This window comes from Acinetobacter sp. AC1-2 (genome assembly GCF_016124155.1).
GTDB lineage: Bacteria > Pseudomonadota > Gammaproteobacteria > Pseudomonadales > Moraxellaceae > Acinetobacter > Acinetobacter calcoaceticus.
Genome location: NZ_JABFFO010000001.1, coordinates 1,478,696 through 1,490,798, shown reverse-complemented (window position 1 = coordinate 1,490,798; position 12,103 = coordinate 1,478,696). Strand labels below are relative to the sequence as shown.

13 protein-coding genes are annotated in these 12,103 nt (G+C 41.8%); 10 read left to right on the top strand and 3 right to left on the bottom strand.

The annotated features are described in order from the left end of the window. The first annotated feature begins 28 nt into the window (after positions 1-28). A complete protein-coding gene (locus tag HL290_RS06915; protein WP_005047594.1) occupies positions 29-622 on the top strand; it encodes a GNAT family N-acetyltransferase in 594 nt (197 codons plus the stop codon). Positions 623-629: 7 nt separating this feature from the next. Here HL290_RS06915 and HL290_RS06910 read toward each other — a convergent pair whose 3' ends face one another. Further along, positions 630-1,817, bottom strand: coding sequence for an MFS transporter (locus HL290_RS06910; protein ID WP_198496004.1), 1,188 nt, complete (start codon positions 1,815-1,817; stop codon positions 630-632). Positions 1,818-2,225: 408 nt separating this feature from the next. On the opposite strand from HL290_RS06910, the gene mdcA reads away from it, so the two are divergent. From mdcA to madM, 9 genes are read left to right on the top strand one after another with little or no spacing between them, the layout of a single operon-like run. After that, positions 2,226-3,905 (top strand): malonate decarboxylase subunit alpha, encoded by a 1,680-nt coding sequence (gene mdcA / locus HL290_RS06905; protein ID WP_198496003.1) that lies wholly within the window; start codon positions 2,226-2,228, stop codon positions 3,903-3,905. Continuing rightward, positions 3,905-4,789: a triphosphoribosyl-dephospho-CoA synthase gene (locus HL290_RS06900; RefSeq protein ID WP_198496002.1), complete on the top strand. Its 885-nt coding sequence runs from the start codon at positions 3,905-3,907 to the stop codon at positions 4,787-4,789. The genes mdcA and HL290_RS06900 overlap by 1 nt, the downstream gene beginning before the upstream one ends. A 2-nt stretch (positions 4,790-4,791) precedes the next feature. Beyond that, on the top strand, positions 4,792-5,091 hold the full coding sequence (locus HL290_RS06895; RefSeq protein ID WP_004642485.1) for a malonate decarboxylase subunit delta: 300 nt from the start codon (positions 4,792-4,794) through the stop codon (positions 5,089-5,091). Beyond that, complete coding sequence (locus HL290_RS06890; protein WP_198496001.1) at positions 5,084-5,935, top strand: biotin-independent malonate decarboxylase subunit beta; 852 nt, start codon at positions 5,084-5,086, stop codon at positions 5,933-5,935. Before HL290_RS06895 ends, HL290_RS06890 begins: the two co-directional genes overlap by 8 nt. Continuing rightward, positions 5,932-6,759, top strand: a complete 828-nt coding sequence (gene mdcE / locus HL290_RS06885; RefSeq protein ID WP_198496000.1) for a biotin-independent malonate decarboxylase subunit gamma — start codon at positions 5,932-5,934, stop codon at positions 6,757-6,759. Before HL290_RS06890 ends, mdcE begins: the two co-directional genes overlap by 4 nt. Beyond that, positions 6,750-7,358, top strand: a complete 609-nt coding sequence (locus tag HL290_RS06880) for a malonate decarboxylase holo-ACP synthase (protein ID WP_198495999.1) — start codon at positions 6,750-6,752, stop codon at positions 7,356-7,358. The genes mdcE and HL290_RS06880 overlap by 10 nt, the downstream gene beginning before the upstream one ends. 12 nt (positions 7,359-7,370) lie before the next feature. Then, on the top strand, positions 7,371-8,309 hold the full coding sequence (gene mdcH / locus HL290_RS06875; RefSeq protein ID WP_198495998.1) for a malonate decarboxylase subunit epsilon: 939 nt from the start codon (positions 7,371-7,373) through the stop codon (positions 8,307-8,309). 48 nt (positions 8,310-8,357) lie between these two features. Continuing rightward, positions 8,358-8,774, top strand: coding sequence for a malonate transporter subunit MadL (gene madL, locus HL290_RS06870; RefSeq protein WP_017390471.1), 417 nt, complete (start codon positions 8,358-8,360; stop codon positions 8,772-8,774). Further along, positions 8,767-9,534, top strand: coding sequence for a malonate transporter subunit MadM (madM, locus tag HL290_RS06865; protein ID WP_198495997.1), 768 nt, complete (start codon positions 8,767-8,769; stop codon positions 9,532-9,534). Before madL ends, madM begins: the two co-directional genes overlap by 8 nt. 53 nt (positions 9,535-9,587) lie before the next feature. On the opposite strand, the gene HL290_RS06860 is transcribed toward madM, so the two are convergent. After that, entirely contained in the window at positions 9,588-10,505 is a 918-nt protein-coding gene (locus HL290_RS06860) for a LysR family transcriptional regulator (protein WP_003651250.1), read from the bottom strand. Between the two features lie 102 nt (positions 10,506-10,607). After that, positions 10,608-12,026: a PLP-dependent aminotransferase family protein gene (locus HL290_RS06855; protein ID WP_045436365.1), complete on the bottom strand. Its 1,419-nt coding sequence runs from the start codon at positions 12,024-12,026 to the stop codon at positions 10,608-10,610. Positions 12,027-12,103: the final 77 nt, after the last annotated feature.

Below are 12,103 nucleotides of genomic sequence, written 5' to 3'. Positions count from 1 at the left end.
AATTTTAGTATTCATTAAGGAGAAAAACATGTCTTGGACTACACCTGTTGAGTTGGTAGGCGAACACGTTATTTTAAAGCCGCTAGATGTAACTCAAGCTGAATCGCTCGCAGAAGCAGTTTGCGATGGTGAGCTCTACAATCTTTGGTATACCCGTGTTCCAAGACCTGAACAGATGACTGCTGAAATTGAAAGACGTCTTGGTTTGCAACAATCTGGAAGCATGTTGCCATTTTATATTGAAGACCGAAAAACAGGGCAAGCGGTGGGTATGACGACCTTAATGCATATTGAAGCTGCACATCGCCGTGCAGAGATTGGTTCGACTTGGTATCGTAAATCTGCACAGCGCACGCCTGTGAACACTGAGTGTAAGAAACTATTGTTGGCTCATGCATTTGAGTCTTTAGACTGCATTGCGGTTGAGTTACGAACATCTTCTTTAAATGTGCAAAGCCAAGCCGCAATTGTACGTTTAGGTGCAAAGCTCGATGGCGTACTCAGAAGCCATCAAATTGTAAAAGATGATATTTTGCGAGACACTCATGTTTATAGCATTTTAAAACATGAATGGCCTGCGGTTCGTCAAAACTTGGAATGGCTGTTAAGCAAACCGCGTTAGAAATCATTTAAACAGGCTGCTTTTCTCTTTTTGGGCTTAGCCAGAAAAGAGAAACTGCTGCAATGACTAACCACGGTATTAAAGCCATATTCATTGCTTTCCAGCCAACTAAGTCGAGTAACGCACCTGCGCTAAAAGAACAGATTAAGCCGACAATAAAAACAGTCATGTCGTTAATCGCTTGGGCCTTGGCTTTTTCAACTGGCGTATACGTTCCTGTTAATAAAGAAGTACTGCCAATAAATAAAAAGTTCCATCCCACGCCTAATAAAATTAAGGAGATAGCAAAAGATTCGAACTGAATACCAGAGAGGGCAAAACCAATGTAGCAAGCAAATAACACAAGACCTGCAAACATGATTTTAAGCACACCAAATCGGGCGATTAAATTTCCAGTAAAGAATGAAGGCAGGAACATACCGAGTACATGCAGTTGAATGACTGTCGTAATCGATCCAAGTTCATGATGTGAGTGTCGCATGGCGATCGGTGTGGCAGTCATACCTAAAATCATGATGCCATAGCCTGTTACCGCCCCAAACAAAGCAACTAAATAGGTAGGTTTAAATACAATCTCTTGCCATGGTCGACCAGCAGGAAAGTCAGATTTTTGTTCAACTGTGTGAGCAATATTTAAGCTGGATAAAATGCCCATTGCCACGAGTGAGATGATGCTGATAATTAAAAATGAACCGATATATTCTAAATGTTGGAATAAAGGACCACCAAAACGTGCCAAAGTTGGGCCAATGAGTGCAGCAACAATACCACCTGCCATAACCCAAGAAATAGCACGTGAACGGAATGCATCATTTGCAACTTCACTGGCAGCAAAACGATAAAACTGAGCAAAAGATTGATATGCTCCAACACATAGCGTGCCTAATGCAAGAAGCAGTAGTGAGCTATAAAAGATGCCAATTGAGGCAATAATTCCGCCAAGCACGCCTAAAGAGGCGCCGAATAAAAAACCGTTACGTCGTCCTACATGGGCCATGAGCATTGAGGCAGGAAACATCATTAAAGCAGTACCCAAAAACATAGATGCAATGGGTAAAGTTGCAAGCGTAGGAGTATTTGCAATATTAGCCCCAGCCAAACCACCAATGGTCATGACGATCACTGATATCGTTTGAAAAAGTGACTGGGAGCTCGCCAAAATTAGAACTTGGCGATGCATGGTATTTTGAAGCATAAAGAGCCTTTAATTATAAGTATTAATTGATGAGTCTGGATGTTTTCGGTTTTTATATAGGGAAGTATCAACAGTCCAGCTTGAAAATGTTGAGGCGTTTTTGGCAGCAGATATATGTATATTTCTTTAGCATAAACTATTTTTTATCAAGTAATTGCAGCTGAGTAATTAGACTTAATATTCTATCATCTGATAGTTTGATACAAAACAGTTGAAGCACCAGTTTTTATAAATAAGCAAGTTTATAGCGAACGTTTGGTGCCTTGATTCTCTCAAATTCCTTTTTAGCCACCTTAAAATAAATCATTAACCTGAGGTTAATGACTGCTGATGCAGGTTGATTGATCAAAATTCCATAAAGCGCTTTTATAGATTCAGAACAAAACTGCGATCTATATAGGTAAGCACATGGAAGGATCAGTTCAAAATAAAGAACGGTTATGGACAAAGCGGCGTCATGCCAAACAGCTAAAACTGGAGATGGCAAGCCAATATACCGACGGTGTGGTCATTCCAACTCAAGACATTATTAAAGTCTTAGAAACACTGATTACACCGGGTGACAGAGTCGTACTCGAAGGGAATAACCAAAAGCAAGCAGATTTCTTATCTCGATCTTTGGCACAAACCAATCCAGATGTTTTGCATGATTTACATATGATTATGCCGAGCGTTGGGCGTTCGGAACATCTTGATCTATTTGAAAAAGGCATTGCACGTAAGCTCGATTTTTCTTTTGCTGGTCCGCAAAGTTTGCGTATTAGCCAGTTGATTGAAGATGGATTATTAGAAATTGGTGCTATCCATACCTATATTGAATTGTATTCACGTCTTGTGGTCGATCTTATTCCAAATGTGGTGCTTTCGGCCGGTTTTATGGCAGACCGCCAAGGCAATATCTATACAGGCCCAAGTACTGAAGATTCTCCCGCACTTATTGAACCTGCGGCTTTTAGTGATGGCATTGTGATTGTTCAGGTGAATGAACTGGTCGATGACGTAACTGATTTACCACGTGTTGATATTCCTGCCTCTTGGGTTGATTTTGTGGTTGTGGCAGACCAGCCTTTTTATATTGAACCGTTATTTACTCGCGACCCGAAACATATCAAACCTGTTCATGTGCTTATGGCCATGATGGCAATTCGCGGAATTTATGAAAAGCATAATGTGCAATCGTTAAATCATGGGATTGGTTTTAACACTGCGGCAATTGAACTGATTTTACCGACCTATGGTGAGTCTTTAGGTTTAAAAGGGAAAATTTGCCGAAACTGGACTCTTAACCCGCATCCAACCTTAATTCCTGCCATTGAGACAGGTTGGGTTGAAAGTGTGCATTGTTTTGGTACTGAACTCGGCATGGAAAAATATGTTGCGGCACGTCCCGATGTTTTCTTTACAGGCCGTGATGGGGCGCTACGTTCTAACCGCATGATGTGTCAGCTTGCAGGTCAGTACGCCGTTGATCTATTTATCGGTGCAACTTTGCAAGTTGATGGCATGGGGCATTCTTCGACTGTCACTAAAGGTCGTTTAGCTGGTTTCGGTGGTGCACCGAACATGGGGCATGACCCGCGTGGTCGTCGTCACGATACGCCAGCATGGCTAGATATGCGCTTGCAAGGTGCCAATGAAACAGAAACCTATTTGGCCCGCGGTAAAAAACTAGTTGTGCAAATGGTGGAAACCTTTCAAGAAGGTGGTAAGCCGACTTTTGTGGATCGTCTTGATGCGATTGATGTTGCTAAAACCGCAGGTCTGCCTTTAGCACCGATCATGATTTATGGCGATGATGTCACCCATTTACTGACCGAAGAAGGCATTGCTTATTTATATAAAGCAAGTAGTCAAGAAGAGCGTCAAGCCATGATTGCCGCAGTGGCAGGGGTAACCAGTATTGGTCTAAGCCAAGATCCTAAAACCACAGCACGTTTAAGAAACGAAGGTTTAGTGGTATTCCCAGAAGATTTAGGTATTCGCCGTACCGATGCAACACGTGAGCTTTTAGCTGCAAAAAATATTGCTGACTTGGTGACATGGTCAGATGGTTTATATCAACCCCCTGCAAAATTCAGGAGTTGGTAATGATGGCTCAAATTCAATATCAAACACTCAGCCATAGTCAGCTTTTGGCAGACATGGCGGTCGAGGCTTTAATTGATGAAGTGAATCTGACACCAAAGCCAGCGTTGGTCGACCGTCGTGGCAGTGGCGCACATGATGATTTGACTTTGGAATTAATGGAGCGTTCTGCAAAAAGTTTAGGCCCAATGTTTGAAACGATGGCCCAAGCTGCAATCCAGCACGGAACAGTGTGTCAGGCCTTGCGTGAAGACATTGGTGAAATTGGTCGCCAAGGTGAAAAGGTCATGATGTTGGCAACAGATGGAGTCAACACACACCGCGGTGCAATTTGGGCCTTGGGTTTAATGGTTACGGCAGCTTCATTGGCACGCATGAATCAACAATATTTATCGGCTGTTGAGCTATGTGAGTTAGCAGGTCAGATTGCCCAGCTAGAAGATCGGTTTATTCCCAAACAGGCTTTGAGTCATGGTCAGCAGGTACAGAAAAAATTAGCTGTCTTAGGTGCAAAAGAGCAGGCACAACAAGGCTTTCCAACTATTGTGAATTTTGGTTTAAAGCAGCTTTATCAAAGTCGCAGTAAACCCATGAAAGAAGAGTTTGCTCGCTTAGATGCGTTACTTGCCATCATGACTAACCTGACAGATACCTGCGTGCTTTATCGCTCTGGAACAAATGGCTTAAAGCGTATGCAACAAGGGGCTCGGCAAGTGCTCGATTTGGGCGGTAGTTCAAGCTTAGAAGGCCGACGTGCTTTGCATTTGTTAGAGATTGACCTACTTAGGATGAAAGCATCCGCTGGCGGAGCAGCCGATTTGTTGGCAGCAACATTGTTTATAGATCGTGTTGAGCAGTCATCTTCAAAAAATAAAGAGGGATTTTGATTATGGAAACACTTCATTTTGAGTTTTTGGCGACAGAGCCACCTGTAAAAAAGGCATTAGTCGGATGTGTGGGTTCAGGTGATTTAGAAATTTTGATGGAACCCGGTGAAGCGGGAAAAACTACTATTCAGGTGGTGACTTCGGTGGATGGTAGTGTTGCACGTTGGAAAAATCTTTTCGAACGGATTTTTACAGCGCAAATACCACCAGCCGTCAATATTGATATTCATGACTTTGGTGCAACCCCCGGTGTTGTTCGCTTACGTCTGGAACAAGCCTTGGAGGAGATTGCTCATGACTGATATCCAAAGTTTATTAAATAAACAAGATTTTATTGAACTCAGTGCAAGAGAACGTGCCAAAGCATTATTAGATGAAGAGACTTTTCGCGAGTTACTCGATCCATTTGCACGCGTCATGTCGCCTTGGCTTGTTAAGCAAAATATTGTGCCGCAAGCAGATGATGGCGTGGTGATTGCAAAAGGAACTATTGAAGAACGCCCAGTGGTTTTAATTTCAATTGAAGGGTTATTTCAAGGTGGAAGTTTAGGCGAGGTGGGTGGAGCTAAAATTGCAGGTGCCTTAGAACTTGCGGTTGAAGATAATCTGAAAGGTATTCCAACAGCTGCAATTTTATTACTAGAAACTGGTGGGGTTCGCTTACAAGAAGCAAATCTGGGGTTGGCTGCAATTGCTGAAATTCAGGCTGCAATTGTGAACTTACGTCAGTATCAACCAGTGATTGCTGTAGTTGCAGGCAGTGTAGGGTGCTTTGGTGGCATGTCGATTGCTGCTGGACTATGTAGCTATATTGTAATGACACAAGAAGGACGTTTAGGCTTAAATGGCCCGCAAGTGATTGAACAAGAAGCTGGTGTACAAGAATATAACGCCAAAGATCGCCCATTTATTTGGAGCATAACTGGAGGAAATCAGCGTTTTGCCAGTGGCTTAGCAGATGCCTATGTTGACGATGATCGCCAGAAAGTTCGCCAACAAGTGATCGACTATTTAGCCCAAGGCGTACCCAATCAGCATCGTGGTTCAAATTACTCATTCTATTTAGCGCAGTTACAACACGTTGATACTACCGAGCAGATTACTCCAGCACAGGTTCAGACTTTGTATCAAGGAGAACAAGTATGAATATCGCCGTTGATACATTAAAAGCATCTACGCGAGGTGCACAGTGGTTTAAAGCATTCACACAGGGTTTTAAGACAGTTGAAGGTTTTCCAGCTTCGGTTTGGGTGGCAGATGGTCAGATTGATCAGCAAGCAGTACGCGTGATTGCCGTTGTTCAAGACAGCAATAATTTGTTCCCGCGAGCGAGACAAGGTGAAGTTGGCCTTTTGGAAGGTTGGAGCTTGGCAAAGGCTGTAGATGACGTGATTCAAGCTGATGCGTATGCCGAGACTAAACGCGGCATTTTATGTCTGGTTGATGTACCTAGTCAGGCCTATGGTCGCCGTGAAGAATTATTGGGTATTCATCAAGCTTTAGCGGGTGCAGTAGACAGCTACGCTAGAGCTAGATTAGCAGGCCATCCTATTGTCAGTTTACTAGTCGGTAAGTCGATGTCGGGTGCTTTCTTAGCGCATGGTTACCAAGCCAATCGTATTATTGCCTTAAAAGATTCAGGTGTTATGGTGCATGCAATGGGCAAAGAATCTGCTGCACGCGTTACCCTACGGTCGGTTGATGAGTTAGAACAATTAGCTGCAAGCATTCCTCCAATGGCTTATGACATCGAAAGTTATGCAACGCTTGGTTTGTTGTCGGAACTTTTATCGGTTGAAAACCCTGAACAACCGACAAATGATGATCTTTCATTAGTGAAGCAGGTGGTTGCTCAAGCATTTAAAGAAATTAATGCTGATCAATCTAGAGGGCTAGAACAAAGACTTCACGGCCAAAACAGACAGATGTCTAAAAAGGTCCGTGAATTATTACGTGAGCAATGGTCATGAAACTTGATCTCGAAGCCCATGATTTGCTGTGGGGCATGACAGCCGACTGCTTGGCTGATGATGCTCCGCTTTGGGTGAAAGAGGTGTTAGTACGAGGCGATCCTGTTGTGGTTCGGCGGGTAATCACTCCTCTAAATCAGGTTGCTGTGGGTGTAAGAGGACAATTCCGTCATCAACGATATGCATCACAAATGCCAAGATCTGCTATTAGCAGACAACTTAAGCCAGAAGCACTGACTCACGTTAATACACAGCAGTTTGAGCATTTGGCAGAACGTTTGCAGATCATTTCTAACATCATGAAAAACTTTTCAGGATGTTGGGGGTATACAGGAAGTTTTGGGTTTGAGTTGGCAACTGGTATTGAAACCGTCACCCAGCAAAGTGACATAGATTTGTTGATTCGAGCTGAACAGCCTTTTGCTAAAAAGCAGGCGATTGAGCTACTCGAAAATTTTCAGCAAGCAGGGCTGAATGTGGATATACAGCTACAACTTCCACAAGGTGGGTTGGCCTTAAAAGAATGGGCTGGGAACAGTGGAAAAGTTCTATTAAAACGTGCAGATGGTGCGGTTTTAGTAGAAAACCCATGGAATTAGGGAATAGATATCATGGCTTCAATTTGGGTATATCCGGGACAAGGTGTGCAACGAAGCAATATGTTGCACGACTTACCTCAAACCGCTCTGGTTAAAGAACATCTTGAGCGTGCATCGGATGCACTCAAAGAAGATGTCTTGATGCTAGACAGTTCGACTGCATTGCAATCGACGCGAGCCGTACAGCTTTGTTTACTCATTTCAGGGGTAGTAAGTTCAGCTTTATTAGCTGCGGAAAACTTAAAACCTGATTATGTAGCGGGTCTATCGATTGGCGCATGGTCGGCAGCGGTTGTGGCAGGGGTTTTAACCTATGAAGATGCTATTCGCTTAGTTGCCTATCGAGGGGAACTCATGCAAAACGCCTATCCAACTGGCTATGGTATGACTGCTCTGATTGGTACAGACCGTGCAGCTGTTGAAACATGGGTAAAACAAATTTATGAAATAACGCCTGAGGTGTTTGTCGCAAATATTAATGCACCTAACCAAATCATTATTTCAGGAAGTTGTGAAGCCATGAACCAAGTTGTTGTTTTGGCAAAGCAACAAGGAGTGGTGGCAAAAAAGTTAGATGTATCGGTGCCATCGCACTGTGAATTATTAAGTCAGCAAGCAGAGCAACTTGCAGCGCCTATGGAGGGACTCACTTTTAAGCAGCCTAAAATTCGATATTTAAGTGGTACAACGGCTCGCACTTTAGGCAAGGCTGAACAGATTAGGGATGACTTGGCTTTTAATATGAGCCGAATGGTGGATTGGGAAAGTACCGTTCAAGCTGCATGGGAGCGAGGTGTTAGGTTACAGATAGAAGCGTTGCCGGGAACGGTGCTTACTACACTTGCACGTCGAACATTTAAAGAAGGAACCGTGTTGTCTTTTCAAGGAACACGCATAGACAGCATTCAGATGGCAATGCAAAAAGAACAGGACAATAGTTTTTCTTTTTGAATCTGATTTTACAAAAGCATAAATGATCCAAGGATATGAGGGATTGTCATGATTATATATGGAGTTGGTTTACTCGCACTTTGCACCTTGGTGGGTGTGATTGTCGGTGATCTGTTGGGCATTTTATTGGGCGTAAAGTCCAACGTTGGTGGCGTGGGTATCGCCATGATTTTACTCATTTGCATACGGTTATGGATGGAAAAACGTGGTGTTATGACAGTTGAAACCGAAAAAGGCGTTTCATTCTGGGGCACCATGTATATTCCCGTTGTTGTTGCTATGGCAGCACAACAAAACGTGGTTTCAGCTTTATCTAGTGGACATATGGCACTCTTTGCCGCTGTGGTTTCAGTTATCGTTTGTACGCTCACGATTGCGGGTTTAAGTCGTTATAACAAAGCAACCCCTTTACCGAAGGAAGAAGACACCACATTAAACCGCATTGGAGGCAAAGTTCATGGTTGATCTATTATTAAAAGACTTAACCCATTTAGGTTTAATTACAGCTTTCGCCTTAATTGCTTTAATTATGTGGTTGTCGACCAAGTTATCTAAATATTTAACCAATGGACGAGTGCATGGTTCAGCAATTGCGATTGTGATTGGTTTAATCTTGGCGTGGTTTGGCGGAAAAATGACGGGTGGTGAAAAAGGCATAACTGACCTTGCACTCTTTACCGGTGTAGGGCTCATGGGCGGTGCAATGCTACGTGACTTTACAATTGTAGCAACGGCATTTGAAGTACAAGCCACTGAAGCGAAAAAAGCTGGGTTTATTGGCGCATTCTCTTTATTCCTTGGAACTATTCTGCCGTTTATTGTTGGTTGTATGTTTGCTTGGATTTTTGGTTATCGAGATGCCGTGAGTATTACCACAATCGGTGCAGGTGCTGTGACTTATATTGTGGGACCAGTTACGGGCGCTGCAATTGGAGCAAGTTCAGAAGTAATGGCATTGTCGATTGCAACGGGTTTAGTTAAAGCAATTTGTGTGATGGTCTCAACACCGCTGACTGCTAAATTTATGGGACTCGATAATCCACGTTCTGCCATGATTTTTGGTGGATTGGCTGGAACTGTAAGTGGTGTATCAGCAGGCTTGGCTGCGACAGATCGCCGTTTAGTACCTTATGGTGCACTGACAGCAACGTTCCATACAGGACTTGGCTGTTTAATGGGACCAACAGTTTTATTCTTTGCGGTTAAAGCATTGGTAGGTGGCTAAGCGTCCACGGCTTAAATAAAAAGGGCTGTTGTTATACAAAACAACGGCCCTTTTTATCTTTTAAAATTAGAAGCAAACATACGACACTCAGCAATCAGTGCGAGTAAGTTTGGATCTCGTTCTTTACTTTTCAAGAAAACCAAACCAATTTCTTGTTGCATATGATATTGCTGTTTTAGGGGAATAAGTTTAACTGAGCTTTCATAAACCGCCGAAATACGACCTGGTAAAAGGGCAAAACCAACGCCTGAACTGACCATACTAATTAAGGTAAAAATATCGTTCACTTGCAAAGCAACTTTAGGGGAAAAACCTGCTTTTTTAAAAATAATATCGCTATCGTTATGGGTTGCAAAGCCTTTGGTTAAAGTGAGGAAGGTCTCTTCTTTTAATAAACTTAAATCAATGTCTTTAAACTCTGCATATTTAGAATCTTTATTTACCGCCAAAAAAATATCATCTGAAAACATCGGCAAAATTTCAAAGTCATCATCTTGAGTGGTTTCATTGAGTGCCACAATAATTGCATCAAGTTCCGTTGCTTTAAGCTTTTTAACTAAATCCTGATTTGAGCTGAGTAACAGTTGAATATCTAGTTCACTACGTCTGAGTTTAAGACCACTAATCACATTTGGAATTGTTTTGACAGTTAAAGAATAAAGAGAGCCTAAATGTAAAACTTTTGCCGCAAAGCCAGCAGCTTCTCTAGTCTTATTTACGGTTATAAAAATGTCCTGTACGATTTTTTGCGCCCGTTCTTCAAATACATAGGCACTTTTTAACGGAATTAGATTACGTCCTTCATTTTTAAAAAGTGGGCAACGCAAAGCACTTTCTAAAGAGTGCAATGCTTTGTGAACACTGACATTGCTAAGCTCCATTTCTGTCGCTGTTTTAGATAAATTGCCACAGCGCATAAATGCTAAAAAAATCTGTATCTTTTTAAGGGTGAGTTCTTCATCAATTTCCATATTAATTCCTTGAACCTGTTTCCTTTTAAAAATATAGATTTAAGCTATAAATTTACCACAAACCCACCACTATAAAATTGTGCTTAGGTCGAAGTACTTTATTTAAGAAACAGCTTCAACTCTTTGTTGGATTGTCTTAATGATTTGTTCTAATGCACTTTGAATTTTAGGTGTCGATTCAAAAGAACAGTTGATTCTTAAATAATGCTGCTGCGCGGGTAAAACACTAAACAATGGGCTTGGAGCTACCCCAATGTTTTGTTGAATTAACTCTTCATAAATTTGCATACTATCTAAACTATTTGGCAACTTTACCCAAAGAAAATAACCACTTGGGTAATAATACACTTCGCAAGATGGTGGCAGATGTTGCTTTAAATAATGATAAAACTGCTTTTTATAACGCTCAAGTGAAAGCCTGAGAGTACGTAAGTGCTTTTCATAGTGATGATGAGACAAAAACTCGACTAATGCATTTTGAATGAGTGCATTTACTGAAATGGTACTCATAAGTTGTAAGTGTTGAATATGGTCTGAAAACTTCCCCGCATAGACCCAACCTACTCGAAAACCTGCACCTAACGTTTTAGAAAAAGACGAGCAGTGGAGCACTAGATTTTGCTGATCAAAATACTTCATTGAAAGAGGCTTTTGTCCGCCATAAAACAGCTCTTCGTAGACATCATCTTCAATTAAATAAATCTGGTGCTCATGAAGCAATTTTGCAATTTTATATTTAATATCATCACTGACTGTAAACCCAATTGGATTATGGCTATTGAGCATGAGCCAACATACTTTAATTGGATAATTGTTAATGACCTGTTCAAAAGCTTCTAGATCAAAACCATGTTGAGGATGTTCCGGAATGGTAATAACTTTTAGCCCTAAACGTTCTGCTGCCTGCCAAGCGCCATAAAATACGTTTTGCTGTAATAAAATATAGTCGCCTGGCTGAGCAACTGCTTGTAAAGAAAGATTGAGCGCATCCAATCCTCCAGATGTAATGACAATGTCATCTGGGTCGGTTTGAATCCCTTGCATACAGTAGCGTTGAGCAATGAGTTTGCGTAAAGCTAAATTACCCGGAGGTAGACTCGTAGTTTGGTCATAACTCTGTTTCTGGCGGGCAAGCTGCCCCATAATCTGAATGAGTTTTGGTGCATATAAAAGCTGACTATCGGGAAAGGCCGAACCAAAAGGGATGACAGACTCATGTTGAATCGATTTAAGATATTTAAAAACCAAAGAGTTAATTTCGATTTTAGAATTGAGTGAAACAACAGAATATTGTTCTAAAGGTTTAAGCGTAATTTGCTCGGCAACGAAGTATCCCGATTTTTCTTTGGAATAGATCAAACCTTGTGATTCAAGCTCTTGGTAAGCATTCATTACCGTCATTAAACTAAAACCAGAGCGTTGCACCTGATCTCTTAAAGAAGGTAACTTCTCGTGTGCATTTAAAGTGCCGCTCTCAATGAGTTGGCGAATGCTATGGGCAAGTTGTTCTGATTTATACATGTATTGGCTGCACGAAATGACAAAATGAAAGATGCACTTAATCAATAATAAATGCCGTTTGTAGAATCTACAAACGG

Bases quoted from the DNA above. Each gene is read 5' to 3' on its own strand.
- madL (WP_017390471.1), top strand. From the start codon at position 8,358: ATGATTATATATGGAGTTGGTTTACTCGCACTTTGCACCTTGGTGGGT.
- mdcH (WP_198495998.1), top strand. From the start codon at position 7,371: ATGGCTTCAATTTGGGTATATCCGGGACAAGGTGTGCAACGAAGCAAT.
- mdcA (WP_198496003.1), top strand. From the start codon at position 2,226: ATGGAAGGATCAGTTCAAAATAAAGAACGGTTATGGACAAAGCGGCGT.
- mdcE (WP_198496000.1), top strand. From the start codon at position 5,932: ATGAATATCGCCGTTGATACATTAAAAGCATCTACGCGAGGTGCACAG.
- HL290_RS06890 (WP_198496001.1), top strand. From the start codon at position 5,084: ATGACTGATATCCAAAGTTTATTAAATAAACAAGATTTTATTGAACTC.
- HL290_RS06855 (WP_045436365.1), bottom strand. From the start codon at position 12,026: ATGTATAAATCAGAACAACTTGCCCATAGCATTCGCCAACTCATTGAG.
- HL290_RS06880 (WP_198495999.1), top strand. From the start codon at position 6,750: ATGGTCATGAAACTTGATCTCGAAGCCCATGATTTGCTGTGGGGCATG.
- madM (WP_198495997.1), top strand. From the start codon at position 8,767: ATGGTTGATCTATTATTAAAAGACTTAACCCATTTAGGTTTAATTACA.
- HL290_RS06910 (WP_198496004.1), bottom strand. From the start codon at position 1,817: ATGCTTCAAAATACCATGCATCGCCAAGTTCTAATTTTGGCGAGCTCC.
- HL290_RS06900 (WP_198496002.1), top strand. From the start codon at position 3,905: ATGATGGCTCAAATTCAATATCAAACACTCAGCCATAGTCAGCTTTTG.
- HL290_RS06860 (WP_003651250.1), bottom strand. From the start codon at position 10,505: ATGGAAATTGATGAAGAACTCACCCTTAAAAAGATACAGATTTTTTTA.
- HL290_RS06915 (WP_005047594.1), top strand. From the start codon at position 29: ATGTCTTGGACTACACCTGTTGAGTTGGTAGGCGAACACGTTATTTTA.
- HL290_RS06895 (WP_004642485.1), top strand. From the start codon at position 4,792: ATGGAAACACTTCATTTTGAGTTTTTGGCGACAGAGCCACCTGTAAAA.